The organism is Blautia sp. Marseille-P3201T (assembly GCF_900120295.1).
Classification (GTDB): domain Bacteria; phylum Bacillota; class Clostridia; order Lachnospirales; family Lachnospiraceae; genus Blautia.
Genome location: NZ_LT635466.1, coordinates 143,698 through 161,738 on the forward strand (window position 1 = coordinate 143,698; position 18,041 = coordinate 161,738).

Genomic DNA, 18,041 nt, shown 5'->3' on the forward strand with positions numbered 1-18,041 from the left:
CCAATTTCTTATTTATCATCTAATTTTAATACACTCATAAAAGCTTTCTGCGGAATTTCTACGTTTCCAATCTGACGCATACGTTTTTTACCTTCCTTCTGTTTTTCCAGAAGCTTTCTCTTACGTGAAATATCTCCACCATAACATTTTGCCAATACGTCTTTACGCATCGCTTTTACAGTTTCTCTGGCAATAATCTTACTTCCCACTGCCGCCTGAATAGGAATTTCGAAAAGCTGTCTTGGAATTTCTTCTTTCAGCTTTTCACACATCTTACGGCCTCTTTCGTAAGCAGAACCTGCAAATACAATAAAGGACAAAGCATCTACTTCTTCTTTATTTACCAGAATATCCAATTTTACCAAATCGCTCTGTTCATAACCCAGCATTTCATAATCGAAAGAAGCATAACCTCTGGAACGTGATTTCAAAGCGTCAAAAAAGTCATAGATAATCTCGTTAAGAGGCAGATGATAATGAAGCAGCGCACGGGTAGTTTCCATATATTCCATTCCCTGATACTGTCCTCTTCTCTCCTGGCACAAATCCATAATCGGTCCGATAAACTCTGTAGTCACCATAATTTCTGCCTTTACCATAGGTTCTTCCATATATTCAATCTCAGATGGATCCGGAAGATTTGACGGATTAGTAAGGTCAATAACTTCCCCATTTGTCTTGTGTACCTTATAAACAACTCCCGGAGCTGTTGTAACAAGATCCAGATTATATTCTCTCTCCAGTCTTTCCTGAATAATTTCCAAATGCAGTAATCCTAAGAAACCACAGCGGAAACCAAAGCCAAGAGCAATGGACGTTTCCGGTTCAAAAAACAGAGAAGCATCATTTAATTGAAGCTTTTCCAGCGCATCCCGTAAATCCTGATACTTTGCACCATCTGCCGGATAAACACCGCAGAATACCATAGGATTGACTTTCTTATAACCCGGCAACGGTTTTTCACAAGGTCTTTCTTCATCTGTAATCGTATCGCCTACACGGGTATCCTTTACATTTTTAATGCTGGCAGTTACATAGCCTACCATCCCTGCTGAAAGTTCATCACACGGAATAAACTGTCCTGCGCCAAAATATCCCACTTCTACAACTTCCTCAACAGCGCCGGTTGCCATCATACGGATTTTTGTACCTTTGCGGACAGTTCCTTCCTTTATACGACAAAATACAATAACTCCCTTATACGGATCATAAATAGAGTCAAAGATCAGTGCCTGCAAAGGATTATCAGGACTTCCTGAAGGTGCAGGAATTTTTGCTACAATCTGTTCCAGAACATCTTCAATATTCAATCCTGTCTTTGCAGAAATCAAAGGAGCATCCTGCGCCTCAATTCCGATTACATCCTCAATTTCATTGATAACTCTTTCCGGTTCTGCACTTGGCAAATCAATTTTATTAATAACCGGAAATACATCTAAGTCATGGTCTAAAGCCAGATACACATTTGCCAGCGTCTGTGCTTCAATTCCCTGAGCAGCGTCTACTACCAGGATTGCTCCGTCACAGGCAGCCAGACTTCGTGATACCTCATAATTAAAGTCCACATGTCCCGGCGTATCTATTAAATTAAAAATATATTCCTCTCCGTCCTTTGCATGATATACAATACGGACAGCCTGAGATTTTATAGTAATTCCTCTTTCTCTTTCCAAATCCATATTATCTAAGACCTGTGCCTGCATCTCTCTATCAGTGAGCAGTCCGGTTTTCTCAATAATACGGTCTGCCAATGTAGATTTACCATGGTCAATATGTGCGATAATACAAAAATTACGAATTTTACTCTGTTCGATTGACGGCATATAATTTCCTCCATAGTTTTCCTTCATGCTAAACATATAAATAGGCATACTATATAATTATATCATGGCAATTAGAAATTAAGCAAGAAATTTATGCTCCTGTCAGTACCTTATTCAAAATATCTGCCAAAGGCTCCATAGCATTCATCTCTTCCTGTACAGTATTGGTCTGCGCTCCACATTCTACCAACAGAGCTTTCGGTCTCAAATGCAGATTGTATCGATACCCTCTCAGATAGATGGTTCTTGCCAGATCAGGATAATACTTCTTTGTTTCCAGCATCATCTGTAAAGAAAATGCCAGATTTTCCTGAATATATGGATTTGGAAGATAAGAAATATCACCATTTTGATTTGTTCTGCTCAGACCATTAAAAAACATAATCTTTGCTGTATCTTTTCCATCAATATTGGTCACCAGCCTCTTGTCTTCTGCTACCCCATCTCTATGAAGGTCGATAACTACTTCCACACTGGGGTTCTCCTCTAAAATCTTTCCTATCCTCTCCTGAGCATAAGTATATGCCTTATTTCTATCCAGTTTCCCATCTACAATATCAAAAGTATCTGTCACATGAATAACGTTATATCCGTATGTATCCTGCAGCAAAGTTGTCAGATAATCCCCCACTCCCACAATAGTCGTAGAAGGATCTCCCGGTACAGAATCAATAAATTCCTCCTGAGAATGACTATGATAAATAAGAATTTGCGGCTGCTCATTACTTCCCTGCATCCGCATATCCATTTCAAGAAGCGCCGGTGCATTTAATTCTTCACTGCTTATACTGGTAGTTTTATCCACCGTATAAAAATTACTCATAACAAAATCAAAGTCCTGAAACTTTTCCAGGGGAATATCCGTAACAGGAGCCTTTATCTGATTAGCAGCCTCCTGACTCGAAGTATCTCCCGGTATTTCCTCATTTTCTGTATTTTCATAACCGGAAGATGGAGGACCTGCTTCCTGATTTTCTTCTAAAAGCTTTGCCTCCAAAAATTCCGTGTTCTCTCTCATAATCCTGCCACTGGTTTCCCTGTCAATTTCCGGTTTTTCTTCTTCCTCTTCTGAATATTTTTTTAACGCAGGAATTTGTCCCGTTATCTTATCCCACAACCATTGTTTTCCATCTTTTTTCTCATTTGTTTCTGTTAAACCCGGAAGATATGTTTTTACTGCCTGTTTCTGAATATTCCCCATCATATATTCCATATCTGTTTTATCAAGAGCCAGTCCCTTTACAATGATATCTGCTGCCAGCAGAACCATAAAAAGCCATAGCAAAATTGAAATTCCCTGTTCCACATCTCTTTTCTTCACCCTATCACCTCATATCTATATATGAGAAAATGTATTTCAATTATGCCTTGTCTTTTGTAAATGTAAAATTTAACCCCTCAGAAATTGTATAGGAAAGCCTTTTTATCGTTTCATCTACATCTTTAGGTGTCACAAACATACTATAAAGAGAGGGGGCAATCATTTCCTCCAGGAATTCTTTCTGCTCTGCCTCATCCAAAGCATCCAGTAAATGTGCCATAGAGTCATGCACAATAGTTGCCGCATCTACCACTGTAGGAACTCCAATTCCAATTACTTTTACCCCTAACACAGCCTCATTTAAACCATTTCTGTGATTACCTACACCAGAACCCGGATTAATCCCTGTATCTGTAATCTGGATGGTTCTATTCAGTCGTTTTACACTTCTGGCAGCTAAAGCATCAATGGCAATGATTACATCAGGCTTTGTTTCCTCTGCCACACCACGTATAATTTCCAATGTTTCCATTCCAGTCTGAGCCATAACTCCAGGTGCAATACCGCTTATGCTGTCAGCATGCTCCTCCCCCATACCCTGAATACCATATTCTTTTATAAGGTGTCTGGTAATATGAAGATTTGCCACTACTTCCGGTCCCAGCGCATCCGGTGTAATTTCTCTGTTTCCCAGTCCCGCCACCAATACCCGAATATCCTTTTTTTGAGGCAAAAGCCTCCTTACATGATATGCAATTTCTTTTGAAATTTCTCTGTGATAATCCTCATCCGGCACAGACATATTAGGCGCCTCAATGGTAATATAAACACCTTGCGGTCTTCCCATAGTTTTCGCCCCGTTTTCTGTTTCAATTCGCACTACGGTTGTTCTGATATCTTTCTCCTGATTATAATCCTCCTCAATAACAACTCCTCTGACCTCTACATTATCTTCCTCAAACTTCTCTTTCGCTTCCAATGCCAAATCTGTATGAATTCTCTGCAATGACATCTGTCTCTTCCTTTCCCTTGATTTTAACAGTATTTTTTGCATTTTAAAGAATTTTATGTATTGACATTTATCAACAAATATTCTACAATAAAAAAGCATGTTGTATCGGAGAGTTCCGTGTCTTTCTCCGATAAATAATAGAAAAACAATAAATTGGAAAAAGATTATATTCGGAGGTGTACGCTTTGGCTAACATTAAATCTGCAAAAAAAAGAGTATTAGTAAACAAAACAAAAGCTGAAAGAAATAAATCTATTAAATCAGCTGTTAAGACTTCTATCAGAAAAGTAGAAGCTGCTATTGAAGCAAAAGATAAAGAAGCAGCATCTGCAGCATTATTAAATGCTATTTCTACTATTGATAAAGCAGCATCTAAAGGTGTTTATCATAAAAACACAGCTGCAAGAAAAGTTTCCCGCTTATCTAAAGCAGTTAACGCTCTTGCATAAGAAACAGATTGCATATAAAAAAGATTGTGCAACAGCACAATCTCCGCGCGCGCGGTTCACAAAGTGATAATTTCATTTCCGCGAGCTGCGCATCCTTGCGGAGCATTTTTTATTTCATAGGACGCGATTTCCTATGAAATAAAAAAAATCCCCTTGGCTGACCGTCATCAGCTAAGGGGATTTTTACATTCTATATACTGCTAAATTTCACCAACAGCAATTCTACACTCATAGTATCCGTCATAAGTCCTGTCTTTACTTTTGTTTCTGCTGTAACGCATTCTTCTACTGCCATTCTCAATTCTTCTGTGCTGTATTTTCTTGCATACGTGAGATAATTTCTCACAACAAAAGGCTGAATTCCTGCTTTTTTTCCAATTTGTGTCTGATCATATCCGCATTTTGATAATTCTTTCACCTGCATAATTAAATTAAACTGTCTTGCCAGGAGAAACAAAATCCGCATTGGAGGTTCCTTTAATGCCAGCAGTTCATAATAAAGATCTAATGCCTTTTTTTGATTTTTCTCTGTCACACAACGGATCATTTCAAAAATATGGTTCGTTATTTGTGTTGTACACACACTCTCAATATCCTGCGCGGTAATAACGTCTCTGCCCATGGTATAACACAAAAGTTTTTCCAGCTCTCTTTCTATGTTTCCCATATCCGTTCCTGTTTTGCTCAAAAAAAGCTCCATATCCTTCTGGGTAATCTTTTTCCCCTCTCTTGTCATCATCCCCAGAACCCAGCGCATAATAGTGTTACTGTCCTGTACACAAAACTCCACTGCCCTGCCATATTTTTTTACAGCCTTGTACATACGGTTCCTTTTATCCACATCATTTTCAATAAAAACCATGCAGATATACTCCGGCAATTCTGCCATATACTCAGGGAGATCTGAACATTGATTTTTAAAAAATCCTGTATCCTCCAGAAAAATCACTCGTCTATCGGCAAAAAAAGGCATAGTTTCAGCCAAATCTATAATTTCTTCTGGCTCTGTCTTTTTTCCTTCAAATATAGAAAAATTCATGGAGTCTTCCTCCTGAACCAGAGCTTTTTTTAATTTTTCCTTATATTGCTGCTTTAAATAATTTTCTTCACCATACAGTAAATACACTTGTTTAAAATCCTGATTTTTAATATCTTCCTGTAAGCTTTTCATACTTCTCTCTTTTCTTACATCTTTTTATATGCAATTATATCATGGTTCATTTCCTCTGAAAAGATATCTTTTTTTCCTCATTCTGCTCTCTATCAGGAAATCGTTCTTTCTCTCGGTCAATATAAGCTCTCCTTCCTCCATGGTTAAAAAGATTTTATTCGTATTATATTTTAGTCGTTCCATTAGCTCCTCATGAGGATGTCCATAAGAATTATCTTTACCGCAGGAAATTACAGATGCTTTAGGCCGAATAATTTCCAGAAATTCCTCTTTTGTAGAGTTCTTTGAGCCATGATGTGCCACTTTAAGCACATCATATTCCTCACCTCTCTTTTTTAATTCCTGAAAAAATTCCTTTTCCCCTTCTCCCTCTATATCTCCGGTAAAAAGTACCTTTAAGTTTCCTTTTGTCATTCGAAATGCCTGAGACCCTTCATTACATTCTAAATCTTTTCTGTCAGGTGCAAGACATTCCAACTGTGTTTTTCCCTGCCTTATTTTTGTTCCTTTCTTTATATACACTACCTTGCATCCTGCCCTTTTTCCCCTTTCTTCTAAATCCTCCAGTTTCTCCTTTGCCTCCTCACATTCTGATAAAAATAATGTGTCAACCTTGATCTGTGTTTCCTTTTCTGCCACATTTTCCAAAATTTCCTGTATTCCGCTAATATGATCCAAATCTGTATGAGAAACAAAAATCCCCTTTATTTCCTGTATTCCAAAAGCTTTTAAAAATGGAAGAATTCGATATTTTCCCACACCGGACACACTGCTGCTTCCACCATCTATTAAAAAACATTCTCTGTTTCCTATATGTACACACGCACAATCCCCCTGTCCTACGTCTAAAAAGGTAATATCTCTGTTTTCCCATGGAAACTTACTACATAAAAGAAGAGTACATGCTGCTAAAAGTCCGCAAAAAACTTTTTTCCATTTCTTATGTTTCTCTGCCCATATCAAAAGTACAAGTACTGTATAATAACACCCACATTTCCATAACGCAGGCTTTCCTGTAATCCATAGTGCAAAGGGAATTTGCTGAAGGACTCTGCCCACTCCCAAATAAATCTCTAAAATTAAAACAGCAGGTAATACTACTATTTTTCCTAACGAAATCATGGTAAACATCCCTAAAAGACTCCCCAAACATCCAGATATCAGTAAAATTCCTGCTGTAGGGAGAACCAGAAGATTTACAACAATTCCGACAACAGATATTTCATAAAAAAAATACATCATCATGGGCAAAAGAACCGCCCACACAGCTATTCCTCCTTTTATCCCCTCCAGCAGAACCCCTTTGCTCTTTTCCCAGAAATTTTTCTTTCCCCTCTTTACTTTTTTTGAAAAAAGAACAGGATGAACAATACCCATTCCTAAAATTGCGCCAAAAGACAATAGGAAACTACTATCATATAAATATAAAGGTGATTTTATTAAAAGCAAAATAAATGCCAATGCTGCAGAAGACATAAAGTCATACGTTCTTTTCCACAGCAACGCTCCAACCCACACAGAAAACATAATCGCAGCCCGCATTACAGCAGCTCCACTTCCTGTAAGACCTCCATATAAAATCATTGTACTCATAGAAATAATTCCCGCTGCCCAAAAAGGTACCGAAAGCCTCTGTAAAATTTTTAAAAGTCCTCCTCCCATAATAGAAAGATGTAATCCTGAAATGGCTAAAATATGCGAGCAGCCCATAAGCTGAAACAGAATTTTCTGACTGCTGTCCAAATTTCTCTTTTCTCCCAACAAAACAGACTCAAAAAATCCAATTTTATCCTCCTGCACAACTGATGAAATTCCCTTTTTCCACATTTTTTTTATTTTATCCTGCCATTTTAAAAACAGATTAGAATTCTTTTCCAGTATACTTATAGAGTCACCGGTCTGATACCACTTAATTCCTCTGGCATAATTGTAAACTCTTTCGTTAAATTGTCCCAGGTTAACAGGAACAGGTATTTCCTCCAACTTTCCGTTTACTGCCACTTTATCTCCGCATCCGAAAGAAACCGTACATTTTTCATTTTTAATATGGACTTTTACATGATCTATGGGATATTTTTTTGATTTTACATTTAGATTTGCATTTTTGATATAAAGATTTGTGTATAGATCAAATTCTTCTTTTTTATAAACACTTCCACTGACTGTGGCTTTTTCTAAAGGGCTTTTAACCGGAAGTTTCGGCGGTTGAAAATTAAAACCCGAAACCCCAGCCTGTCCTAAAAGCCACAGTACCGCTGCCCACAAAAGGGCAGCCATACACAATGGTCTTTTACTCACCTTTTTCCTCCTTTATCAGGCTATAATCTGCATGAAAAGGCTCGTCTAATTTCATAGTTTCCCGAAAAGTAACTTTCGTCTCACCTTCTACAGAAATTTGTACTGCTCGAATATTGCATGCATCAGTGAGTGAATTAACAATGGAATAGATTGGAAGCTTCTCTTGTACATCCATTGAATTATTCAGAAAGCTCTTATCCAAATTCACGTAACAAATTCCTTCCACAATGGAAACACCCAAAATTTTCGTGTTTGGTGATAAAGTTGGCTTTAGCCCCTCTGTTTTCGGACCTTTTAGCAGTCGCTCTACCACCTCTCTTTCCACAGGGATATTGCTGTTATAATAAGCAGAAACCGTTTCTTTCACCAGGCTGCTTCCCTCTTCATCTGCAAAATACAGGTTCAAATTGCTGTGTACATAAGAATTGACATTTTCTCCTTCATTTGCAACAAAAGTATTTCTATCCATTTTTCCTATTTCCACACCTTCTGAGTCTGTCAATGGCGCTCCATTTTCCGTAAATTCCACATATTCCACTCCGGGTATCTGTGTAAATGCCGCCACAACACCTGCTCTTACTAAAATTTCTCTGGTATTTTTCATTTTTTTGTAGTTTTCATTAAAATTTACCACAACCTTTTCCCCATCATAACTACAATTTAAAATATTCACCTCTTTTGGCAAAAGCCGAAAATGTTCTTCCTTTTCAGGTGTTTCGTCTAACATTTTGCCGATTTCCTGCACCATGGCTTCTGTCGTTCTCTTTGTCGGTTTATAATTATCCGTTTCCAGAAAACTTTCTGTAGGGGATAAATAATACATCTGATATTCTGTTTTTTCTTCTTTTTTTTCTTTCTTACTGCACCCTGCCACAAACAATATGGCAACACAGAATAAAAGAAACAGAATTCTCCGCTTTCTTCCTTTCACCTATATGCCTCCTATCCAATATAATTTAATGGAATTCTCACTGAAAAAGTAGTTCCTTTATGTTCTTCACTTTTTACTTTAACTGCTCCTCTATGCATAACAATGGCATTTCTGGTAATTGCAAGCCCCAGACCGGTTCCTCCAATTTCTCTGGAATGAGATTTATCCACACGATAAAATCTTTCAAAAATACGATCAATTGCTTCCTGAGGTATCCCTATTCCAGAATCGGCCACTGAAACATAAAAATATTTATGGTCTGCATTTAAAGTAACATGTACCCATCCGTCCTCTACATTATATTTAATACCATTTTCCACTAAATTAGATAATGCCAGACTCAGTTTCACTTCATCAACTTCTGCCACAATCGGACGATAACTTTCCAAAACCAGCTCTACTTTCTTCTTATCTGCAATTGGCTTAAGGCGTTTTAAAATACTTTCCATCAGCTCATTAATATTAACTTTTTCAATATTCAATTCGGATGCCTTTTTATCCATTTTAACCAGCGACAATAAGTCTGTGATAATCTTATTTTCCCTGTCAATTTCTACTGCAATATCCTGCATAAATTCTTTATACAATTCCACCGGAACATCTTCCTGCCCTGCAAGAGAGTCAGCCAGAACTTTAATGGAAGTCATAGGTGTTTTCAATTCATGAGAGACATTTGCTACAAATTCCTGTCTTGAGTCATCTAAAACTTTCATCTTCTTCAGCATTTTATTAAAAACACTACTAATCATCTCTGTTTCCGTATAATCCGGTACAGAAATCTCTTCATCTAAATATCCATCTGTCAATTCCTCAATTGCCTTTCCCACTCGTGCAAAAGGACGAACCAGAGTCTTGGACCAGACAAATCCCAGAACTAAAACAAACACGCAGATAATCAGAAATAACAAATTGGCTCTATGTCTTAAAATAGAAATATTATCCTTGATATCACTGGTAGATATGCTGACCAGCATAACGCCTTCCACCTGCTTATTTCCTATATTTTTCAAAGGAACTGTCTGAACAATATAAGAATTCTCTTTATCATAATACCCTGTATTTTCACCTTCAAAGCACTTGATTACAGCTTCTGATAAAACATATTTTCCCTCGTCAATATCGTAAGTGTCCTTTACAATTCGTCCATCCCTGTTAATTACAAGAATTCTGCCGCTGAAAACAGACGAAAACATAGCTAACTCACTGTTAATAACTTCTGACTGAGGATATGTTAAATATTTCTCCTTCATAAGCTGTTTTCCTAAAATATCACATTGATTTTTGACACTAATATTTTTCAGCTCCACTGCCCTGTTTTCATAACTGCTCACAATCACACTTTCCGCAATAATACAAGGTAAAATTCCAATAATTACCAACAATATCATAACGCGAAATCTGAGACTTTTTAAAAATGACAGTTTCATCTTTATCTTCATCATAATTTCCTCACTCTATCATTATGGATGTTCTCCTGAACCAGAAAAGAATTGCCGCAATAGCTTTTACCTACTGCGGCGCTTTTTTAGCCTTGAAAATAATATCCAATTCCCCATTTTGTATGAACATATTTAGGATCACTTGGGATAGTTTCGATTTTTTCTCTTAAACGTCTGATATGTACATCAACCGTACGCACATCTCCCGGATATTCATATCCCCATACTAAATTCAGAAGATTTTCTCTGCTGTATACTTTATTAGGATTTTTTGCCAGAAGCTCCAATACATCAAATTCCTTTGCAGTCAGATTAATTTCTTTTCCTGCAATAAATACTCTTCTGCCTTCACAATCCAGTTTTAAATCTCCTGATACCAATGTCTTTCCAGAAGTCTCCTTTGTTTCTTCTTTACGCATTCTACGCATAATCGCTTTAATACGAGCTTTAACTTCCAAAATATTAAATGGTTTCGTAATATAATCATCTGCACCATATTCAAGTCCCAAAATCTTATCCATATCTTCCCCTTTTGCAGTCAGCATAATAATAGGTACAGAAGAGAATTCTCGAATTTGCTGACAAACCTCCAGTCCGGTAAGTTTTGGAAGCATAATGTCTAAAAGGATCATGTCATATTCTTTTTCTCTGGCTTTTTCCAGTGCTTCCTCTCCATCATAAGCACAATCTACTTCCATCCCTTCCTGTTCCAGACTAAAGCGTATCCCCTTTACAATTAATTTTTCATCGTCTACTACTAATACACGTTTACTCATCTATCTTCTCCTTATTTTACTGTTATGTAATCTTTGACTTTATCAAATGTTTTTCCCTTAATCCCCGGTACCTCCTGAAGATTTTCAATGCTTTGAAATCCTCCATTAGCTTCCCGATATTCCATGATGGACTTTGCCTTTACTTCTCCTATGCCCGGAATTTCCTGCAGTTCCGCCAAATTTGCTGTATTTATATTGATTTTCCCTTTGGCATCTGTATTTTCCTGAGAAGCAGAAATCTGATTTGGCTGCATTTCCATCTGTTGTACCTCTTCAACTGTATAAATCTGAAGTTTTTCCCCATCAGATAAAACTGAAGCCTGATTAATTCCTGTTGTATCTGCATTTTCCAGAAATCCTCCTGCCTCCTGAATAGCTTCAAAGACTCTGGAGCCCTCTTTTAATCGATAGACTCCCGGCGCATTCACTGCACCGCTGACATCCACCCATATCCAGGACTCTTTCTCAGGCGATTTTTCTTCCGATTTTTCTTCCGGTTTTTCCTCCGCTTTTTCTATTACAACCGTTTCCTCTTTTGGGGAATTACAAGAGCTAAAAATAAGACATATTATGCCCATAAGCACTATAAATAAGATATTTCTTCTTTTCATTATACACTGCCTCCCTAACATAAATAAAAAAGAGACATTCGTACAACTATTCTTATTGTAACGAATTTGCAATCTCTTTACAATATCAAATTCATAACTTCTTCTCTAAAAAATATATAAACTTTTTTGATTTCTAATGCATTTTATGGATATTACGGCAGAAATACCGATTTGACATTTTGAAATGTAATTTGAGTATAGCACCATTCTCTCTTTCCTGCAAGAACAAAAATATAATTTCTAATCCCTCCGCCTGCGGCGAACTCTTTCGCACATAATACCTGTCCGCCGCAGTACAATCCTTATTATATACTTTGCTATTTTTCCCATTTAAAAATAATAATCCCTATAACAGCAATGGCCATTCCTAAAAGCTTTCTCCACTGAAAATCCACTTTTTCCACACCAAACAACCCCAAAAGCTCAATGATATATGCCACTGCAAGCTGTGCGATTACAATAAGCATTGCTGCTTTTGCAGGTCCTAAAGAGGACATACTTTGAATAACTGTTACAGTGATAAATGCTCCAATTATTCCCCCCAGAAGAATATACTTATTTTCTACTTTTATCAATGCCCCTACAGGTTGTCGTCCTGTAAATAACCATGCAGCCACACAGACTAAAAAAGCTGAAATCTGAACCCAGCCTGTAGAAACCCATAAACTTGTTTGTTTTGTCAGTTCTGTGTTAAATACTCCTTGAACGCTCATTAAAGCTCCTGATAATAATGCAATTAAAATTCCCCACATATTTCCTTTCCTCCGTTGCTTTCTCTACTATATTTTTACCGTCATTTCTCCTTTTTATTCATACTTTTTTATTCCAGATAAATGTATATTTATTCTGTTTTTTATTATTTTATAAGTTTTTTTCAAAAAAGTATTGCATAATTATTTATTTAGGTGTATATTACATTCATACAAAATAAGTCTTTGGAGGATTTGGTTATGAAAGAAAAAGTCATTTTAGCATATTCCGGCGGTTTAGACACAACTGCTCTTATTCCATGGTTAAAGGAAAATTTCGATTACGAAGTTATCTGCTGCTGCATTAACTGCGGTCAAGGTTCTGAATTGGATGGTTTAGAAGAACGCGCCGCTTTATCCGGTGCTTCTAAATTGTATATTGAAGATATTGTAGATGAATTTTGTGATGATTATATTGTTCCTTGCGTTCAGGCAGGCGCTGTTTACGAAAACAAGTATCTATTAGGTACTTCTATGGCTCGTCCGCCTATTGCAAAAAAATTAGTAGAAATTGCAAGAAAAGAAGGTGCTGTAGCTATCTGTCATGGCGCTACCGGAAAGGGAAATGACCAAATCCGCTTTGAATTAGGTATTAAAGCCCTTGCTCCTGATTTGAAAATTATAGCTCCGTGGCGTATGACAGATGTATGGACCATGCAGTCCCGTGAAGATGAAATGGAATACTGTAAAGCACACGGTATCGACCTTCCATTTAGCATGAGCAACAGCTACAGCCGTGACAGAAACTTATGGCACATCAGCCACGAAGGTCTGGAGCTGGAAGACCCTGCTGCCGAACCGGACTATGAACATTTACTGGTTCTGGGTGTAACTCCTCAGAAAGCACCTGACAAAGAAACTGAAATTTCTCTTACTTTTGAAAAAGGTGTTCCTACTGCATTAAATGGAAAAGCCATGAAAGTATCTGAAATTATTACCGAATTAAATGAATTAGGCGGTGCTAATGGTATTGGAATTATTGATATTGTAGAAAACCGTGTTGTTGGTATGAAATCCCGCGGTGTATATGAAACTCCTGGCGGAACAATCCTCATGGAAGCTCACGCACAGCTGGAAGAATTAATTCTGGACCGTGATACAATGGAAATGAAAAAGAAGTTAGGAAGTCAATTTGCTCAGATTGTTTATGAAGGAAAGTGGTTTACACCTCTGCGTGAAGCAATTCAGGCATTTGTAGAAAGCACACAGGAATATGTAACCGGAGAAGTAAAATTAAAGCTCTATAAAGGCAACATCATTAAAGCAGGTACTGTTTCTCCTTACAGCCTGTATAACGAGTCCCTTGCATCCTTTACAACAGGTGATTTATATGATCACCATGACGCAGACGGATTTATCACTTTATTCGGTCTGCCATTAAAAGTTCGTGCTATGAAAATGGCAGAGGCTGCAAAAGAAAATAAATAATATATACGAGCTGTCGCTTTAAAATACATATCCCGAATATTTGTGGATAATGTTTAAAGCGGCAGCCTCTTTTTTACCTTCCACCTATTTTTCCGTATATATTCTGAGGAACTCTTGCCTTTATTTCAATGCCTCTGTCTGTATATTCTTCTGAAATCAACTGTCCATACTTTCGAATAAGCTGTATCTGTCCTGCTTCCCCATAATCTAAAATTCTTTCCAGATATATTTGATTTTCTGTCAATATTTTTTCCAGAACTTCCTTTAATTCTTCTAATCCCTGTCCTGTTTTTATTGCCGTTTTTACAACATAATCTGCCTTAAAGTCTCTTATAGTTTCTACATCCTGAAGCTTATCCTGCTTATTAAACAAGGTGACTACTTTTTTATCCTCCACCCCTAATTCCTGCAACGTTTCATACACTACAAACATCTGTTTTTCTCTTTGAGGATTGGAAACATCTACCACATGAATAATAAAATCTGCATATTTTGCTTCTTCTAAGGTACTTTTAAAAGCCTCAATTAAATGATGTGGAAGTTTTCTGATAAATCCTACTGTATCTGTAAGATAAAGTTTCTGTTTTCCGGGTAACTCTAAAATTCTGGTGGTTGGATCTAACGTAGCAAAAAGCTTATCTTCTTCTAATACTGCGGCATCCGTCAGAGTATTCAACAACGTAGACTTTCCTGCATTCGTATATCCTACAATCGCTGCAGTCATAATATTTTCCCTGTTTCTTCCCTCACGTAAAACCTGCCTATGGCGTTTCACCTGCTCCAGTTCTTTTTTCAGCTGAGAAATTCGAAGCTTAATCAGACGTCTGTCCATCTCCAGCTTTTTCTCTCCCGGACCTCTTGTTCCAATGCCTCCTCCCAGTCTTGACATAGAATTTCCAAGTCCTGTTAAACGTGCTGCTCTATATCGAAGCTGTGCCAGCTCTACCTGTATTTTTCCTTCACTGGTATTTGCTCTTGCAGCAAAAATATCTAAAATCACCATGGTTCTGTCCATGATTTTACACTGCAATTCTCTTTCTAAATTATTAATCTGTGACGGAGATAATTCATCATCACAAACAATCCCTGTGGCTCCATATCCGTCAATCATCATACGGATTTCATCTAACTTACCCGTTCCAACATAATATCCCGGATGGACAGCTTCTCTTGCCTGTATGACAGTCCCTAAAGTTTCAGCCCCTGCCGTTTTCACCAACTCTTTTAATTCCTCTAAAGAGTCCTCTGTATCATCATTTTCTCTGGTCTGTACACCAACTAAAATCACCTTTTCTTGTTCCTCTTTTAATTCATATAATTCCATAAATCTCTCCTATCTGCTCTCTAAAACGAATTCCTGAAAGCATTTCATACTCTTCGTCAAAAACTTGCTCTTGTGATATACAAAATAATACTCACGCATAATCTTTTCATCTACAATTTCAATTTCTCTCAGATGATGGCTTTCCATATAAGGCTCTAAAACAGACTTTGTAAGAAGTAAAACTCCCATACCTTTACTGCATGCCTCAATCAGACTTCGAATACTTATACTTTCCATGACAATTTCAGGTTTTCTTTTATATTTACTTAAAAGTCCTTCTACCATACTCCGCGAACCACTCCCTGCTTCTCTTAAAAGCAAGGGCATGGTAATTAATTCCTCCATTTTTGCAGAACCTTGCCATGAATAATCGAAAGAACAAACTGCTATCATTTTATCGGTTCCTATAGGCACACTAATAAAAAACTGTGGATTAGAAGGATAGTCTGTAATTCCAAAATCCAAATCATTTCTCATTAGTTTTTCCTCAATCTGCCTGGAATTATCCACTAATGTATAAATTGGAATTTCCTCATATTGTTTTTTAAACCCTGCAATTAATTTCGGCAAACAGCTAATCCCATAAGAAGCATTTGTGCCCACTCGAACTTTCGTCACTGTCTGTATATCTCTTAGAACATCTCTTGCTTCATCAAATTGAGCCAGAATAGAGTCTGCATAAATTAGTAATTGTTCTCCTGCCTCTGTAATATATAGTCGCCTGTTCATTCTTTCAAAAAGCTTTGTTTCATAATATCCTTCTAATTCCCGAATTGCATAGCTCACCGCCGGCTGTGCCATGTTCATTTCTTCCGCTGCAAGTGTAATGCTTTCCAAACGACAAACTGCAGAAAATATTTTTAAATGTCGTAATGTCATACTACTCCTTTTATTCATATCATTTTTATTATACATACTATAATAACATAATAATTGCTATACAGCCAGAAAAAAGCTAAAATAGAATGGAATAAAAAAATGTGAGGTATTATTATGTTATTAGTAGTTTTCTTTCTAATCTGTTTCTTTGCCTCCATCATAGGGGCAATTTGCGGTATCGGGGGCGGCGTTATCATAAAGCCTGTTCTGGACGCATTTGGCGTTATGGATGTTGCCACTATAAGCTTCTTATCCGGCTGTACTGTACTTTCCATGACTACGTATTCTGTAATCAAAAGTAAATTAAGCGGCAACTCCAATATTGAGCAGAAAACAGGCTTACCATTGGCACTGGGCGCTGCTGTGGGTGGACTGTTAGGAAAATGGATGTTTTCCTTTGTCTCTTCCCTAAGCCCTGATAAAAACAAAGTAGGTGCTGTTCAGGCTGCCTGTCTTATGCTGGTAACTGTCGGTACATTAGTTTATACCCTTTACAAAGAACGGATTAAAACATATCATGTAACAAATTTAATAGCTTGTGTAGCTATCGGTATTTTTTTGGGAATTCTCTCTTCCTTCCTAGGTATTGGAGGCGGCCCTATTAACCTAGTTGTTTTATTTTTCTTCTTCTCAATGACAACAAAGGTTGCAGCTGAAAATTCTCTATACATTATTTTCTTTTCTCAGATAGCCAGCTTGTTATCATCTATTGTAACAAAAAGCGTTCCTGACTTTGAAATTTTGACTTTAATCTTTATGGTCATAGGAGGCATCGCCGGAGGAATTGTTGGAAGAACTCTCAACAAAAAAATAGAAGAAAAAACTGTGGACAAACTTTTTATTGGTTTAATGGTAGTTATTATTTTTATCAATATCTATAATATTTATCAGTTTATCGGTTAGCCAAAAGGGACTGTTGCATTAAGCGCATATCCCGAATATTTATACACTTTACACTCAGTCTGCGCTTACTTTGAGCTTATAATCTCAAAGCGTGTTTGACAAATTCGCTAAAAGTGTATAATATTTGTGGATAATGTTTAAAGCAACAGTCTCTTTTTATTTCTATAACTAAACTCTTAACATAGCTCAGGTTCAGAGGTGTTCAAGGGTGTTCAAAATGAAAAAGACAAAAAAACAGGAGAAACGCTTTAAAATCAACGTTTCTCCTATCTTTTTTGTAATGCCGCAGACCGGAATCGAACCGGTACGGGAGTATAAGTCCCGCAGGATTTTAAGTCCTGTGCGTCTGCCTGTTCCGCCACTGCGGCATTTCTGAAATGCATTGCATCTCAAACGACCCAGAAGAGACTCGAACTCTCGACCTCCGCCGTGACAGGGCGGCGCTCTAACCAACTGAGCCACTGGGCCATATTCTATTTATATTCTTGGATACCTTTAACAAATGGACCTTCGGGGACTCGAACCCAGGACCGACCGGTTATGAGCCGGTTGCTCTAACCAACTGAGCTAAAGGTCCAAAAAGCCGATGATCGGACTCGAACCGATAACCTGCTGATTACAAATCAGCTGCTCTGCCAATTGAGCCACATCGGCATCCTTTATTTAAGCTTATGCTTAGTGACTCCTACGGGAATCGAACCCGTGTTACCGCCGTGAAAGGGCGATGTCTTAACCGCTTGACCAAGGAGCCAAATATTCTTTATTACTAAACTCCCCCTGTTGGACTCGAACCAACGACACTGCGGTTAACAGCCGCATGCTCTACCGACTGAGCTAAGGAGGAATATATTTCTCACACCATACCTTCAAAACTACATATATAAAACGAAACTTTCCAACTGCCGTTCTGCTTAGTCCGCTTAGCAACCGTCACTCATAAGCTTCGCTTATTTCGTGTCCTTTGCTTCGCAAATGGCTTCGGTCTGA

General features: G+C 37.6%; 15 protein-coding genes and 6 tRNA genes. 3 read left to right on the plus strand and 18 right to left on the minus strand.

Annotation, left to right across the window (positions count from 1 at the left end; translation table 11 throughout):
* Positions 1 to 8 precede the first annotated feature (8 nt).
* The 3 genes from lepA to gpr form a co-directional block, all read right to left on the minus strand.
* Positions 9 to 1,823 carry a translation elongation factor 4 gene (lepA, locus tag BQ7352_RS02265; protein ID WP_072446627.1) on the minus strand — a complete coding sequence of 605 codons (1,815 nt, stop codon included), beginning with the start codon at positions 1,821 to 1,823 and terminating at the stop codon, positions 9 to 11.
* A 91-nt stretch (positions 1,824 to 1,914) separates the two neighbouring features.
* Positions 1,915 to 3,144 (minus strand): stage II sporulation protein P, encoded by a 1,230-nt coding sequence (locus tag BQ7352_RS02270; RefSeq protein ID WP_072446629.1) that lies wholly within the window; start codon positions 3,142 to 3,144, stop codon positions 1,915 to 1,917.
* A gap of 40 nt (positions 3,145 to 3,184) precedes the next feature.
* Positions 3,185 to 4,096, minus strand: a complete 912-nt coding sequence (gpr, locus tag BQ7352_RS02275; protein ID WP_072446631.1) for a GPR endopeptidase — start codon at positions 4,094 to 4,096, stop codon at positions 3,185 to 3,187.
* 185 nt (positions 4,097 to 4,281) lie between these two features.
* On the opposite strand from gpr, the gene rpsT reads away from it, so the two are divergent.
* Entirely contained in the window at positions 4,282 to 4,545 is a 264-nt protein-coding gene (gene rpsT, locus BQ7352_RS02280) for a 30S ribosomal protein S20 (RefSeq protein ID WP_072446633.1), read from the plus strand.
* A gap of 190 nt (positions 4,546 to 4,735) precedes the next feature.
* Here the strand turns inward: rpsT and holA are convergent, their stop codons facing one another.
* The 7 genes from holA to BQ7352_RS02315 all read right to left on the minus strand — a co-directional run bounded on the left by holA (position 4,736) and on the right by BQ7352_RS02315 (position 12,523).
* Positions 4,736 to 5,716, minus strand: a complete 981-nt coding sequence (gene holA, locus BQ7352_RS02285) for a DNA polymerase III subunit delta (protein WP_072446635.1) — start codon at positions 5,714 to 5,716, stop codon at positions 4,736 to 4,738.
* 39 nt (positions 5,717 to 5,755) lie between these two features.
* Positions 5,756 to 8,014 (minus strand): DNA internalization-related competence protein ComEC/Rec2, encoded by a 2,259-nt coding sequence (locus BQ7352_RS02290; protein ID WP_072446637.1) that lies wholly within the window; start codon positions 8,012 to 8,014, stop codon positions 5,756 to 5,758.
* Complete coding sequence (locus BQ7352_RS02295; protein ID WP_072446638.1) at positions 8,007 to 8,945, minus strand: GerMN domain-containing protein; 939 nt, start codon at positions 8,943 to 8,945, stop codon at positions 8,007 to 8,009. The genes BQ7352_RS02290 and BQ7352_RS02295 overlap by 8 nt, the downstream gene beginning before the upstream one ends.
* A gap of 11 nt (positions 8,946 to 8,956) precedes the next feature.
* Positions 8,957 to 10,384, minus strand: coding sequence for a sensor histidine kinase (locus tag BQ7352_RS02300; RefSeq protein ID WP_072446640.1), 1,428 nt, complete (start codon positions 10,382 to 10,384; stop codon positions 8,957 to 8,959).
* Between the two features lie 86 nt (positions 10,385 to 10,470).
* Positions 10,471 to 11,160, minus strand: a complete 690-nt coding sequence (locus tag BQ7352_RS02305) for a response regulator transcription factor (RefSeq protein WP_072446642.1) — start codon at positions 11,158 to 11,160, stop codon at positions 10,471 to 10,473.
* A gap of 11 nt (positions 11,161 to 11,171) precedes the next feature.
* Positions 11,172 to 11,771, minus strand: coding sequence for a ComEA family DNA-binding protein (locus tag BQ7352_RS02310; RefSeq protein ID WP_083429827.1), 600 nt, complete (start codon positions 11,769 to 11,771; stop codon positions 11,172 to 11,174).
* A 317-nt stretch (positions 11,772 to 12,088) separates the two neighbouring features.
* Complete coding sequence (locus BQ7352_RS02315) at positions 12,089 to 12,523, minus strand: DMT family transporter (RefSeq protein WP_072446646.1); 435 nt, start codon at positions 12,521 to 12,523, stop codon at positions 12,089 to 12,091.
* A gap of 198 nt (positions 12,524 to 12,721) precedes the next feature.
* Between BQ7352_RS02315 and BQ7352_RS02320 the strand changes: the two genes are divergently transcribed.
* Complete coding sequence (locus BQ7352_RS02320) at positions 12,722 to 13,948, plus strand: argininosuccinate synthase (protein WP_072446648.1); 1,227 nt, start codon at positions 12,722 to 12,724, stop codon at positions 13,946 to 13,948.
* 73 nt (positions 13,949 to 14,021) lie between these two features.
* Here the strand turns inward: BQ7352_RS02320 and hflX are convergent, their stop codons facing one another.
* Together hflX and BQ7352_RS02330 are read right to left on the minus strand one after the other, a co-directional pair.
* Positions 14,022 to 15,272, minus strand: coding sequence for a GTPase HflX (hflX, locus tag BQ7352_RS02325; protein WP_072446650.1), 1,251 nt, complete (start codon positions 15,270 to 15,272; stop codon positions 14,022 to 14,024).
* A gap of 9 nt (positions 15,273 to 15,281) precedes the next feature.
* Entirely contained in the window at positions 15,282 to 16,151 is an 870-nt protein-coding gene (locus BQ7352_RS02330) for a LysR family transcriptional regulator (protein ID WP_072446652.1), read from the minus strand.
* A gap of 114 nt (positions 16,152 to 16,265) precedes the next feature.
* On the opposite strand from BQ7352_RS02330, the gene BQ7352_RS02335 reads away from it, so the two are divergent.
* Positions 16,266 to 17,054 carry a sulfite exporter TauE/SafE family protein gene (locus BQ7352_RS02335; protein ID WP_072446654.1) on the plus strand — a complete coding sequence of 263 codons (789 nt, stop codon included), beginning with the start codon at positions 16,266 to 16,268 and terminating at the stop codon, positions 17,052 to 17,054.
* Between the two features lie 281 nt (positions 17,055 to 17,335).
* Here BQ7352_RS02335 and BQ7352_RS02340 read toward each other — a convergent pair.
* From BQ7352_RS02340 to BQ7352_RS02365, 6 genes are all read right to left on the minus strand, one after another.
* Positions 17,336 to 17,422: transfer RNA gene (locus tag BQ7352_RS02340), tRNA-Leu, on the minus strand.
* A gap of 26 nt (positions 17,423 to 17,448) precedes the next feature.
* A tRNA-Asp gene (locus tag BQ7352_RS02345) sits at positions 17,449 to 17,522 on the minus strand.
* A 35-nt stretch (positions 17,523 to 17,557) separates the two neighbouring features.
* Positions 17,558 to 17,631, minus strand: a tRNA-Ile gene (locus tag BQ7352_RS02350).
* A 4-nt stretch (positions 17,632 to 17,635) separates the two neighbouring features.
* Positions 17,636 to 17,708, minus strand: a tRNA-Thr gene (locus BQ7352_RS02355).
* A 25-nt stretch (positions 17,709 to 17,733) separates the two neighbouring features.
* Positions 17,734 to 17,805 (minus strand) — tRNA-Glu (locus BQ7352_RS02360).
* Positions 17,806 to 17,825: 20 nt separating this feature from the next.
* Positions 17,826 to 17,898 (minus strand) — tRNA-Asn (locus tag BQ7352_RS02365).
* Positions 17,899 to 18,041: the final 143 nt, after the last annotated feature.

Coding starts and splice junctions, on each gene's coding strand:
- BQ7352_RS02300 (WP_072446640.1), bottom strand. CDS start 10,384: ATGAAGATAAAGATGAAACTGTCATTTTTAAAAAGTCTCAGATTTCGC.
- BQ7352_RS02320 (WP_072446648.1), top strand. CDS start 12,722: ATGAAAGAAAAAGTCATTTTAGCATATTCCGGCGGTTTAGACACAACT.
- lepA (WP_072446627.1), bottom strand. CDS start 1,823: ATGCCGTCAATCGAACAGAGTAAAATTCGTAATTTTTGTATTATCGCA.
- BQ7352_RS02335 (WP_072446654.1), top strand. CDS start 16,266: ATGTTATTAGTAGTTTTCTTTCTAATCTGTTTCTTTGCCTCCATCATA.
- BQ7352_RS02330 (WP_072446652.1), bottom strand. CDS start 16,151: ATGACATTACGACATTTAAAAATATTTTCTGCAGTTTGTCGTTTGGAA.
- BQ7352_RS02315 (WP_072446646.1), bottom strand. CDS start 12,523: ATGTGGGGAATTTTAATTGCATTATTATCAGGAGCTTTAATGAGCGTT.
- holA (WP_072446635.1), bottom strand. CDS start 5,716: ATGAAAAGCTTACAGGAAGATATTAAAAATCAGGATTTTAAACAAGTG.
- BQ7352_RS02310 (WP_083429827.1), bottom strand. CDS start 11,771: ATGAAAAGAAGAAATATCTTATTTATAGTGCTTATGGGCATAATATGT.
- hflX (WP_072446650.1), bottom strand. CDS start 15,272: ATGGAATTATATGAATTAAAAGAGGAACAAGAAAAGGTGATTTTAGTT.
- gpr (WP_072446631.1), bottom strand. CDS start 4,096: ATGTCATTGCAGAGAATTCATACAGATTTGGCATTGGAAGCGAAAGAG.
- BQ7352_RS02305 (WP_072446642.1), bottom strand. CDS start 11,160: ATGAGTAAACGTGTATTAGTAGTAGACGATGAAAAATTAATTGTAAAG.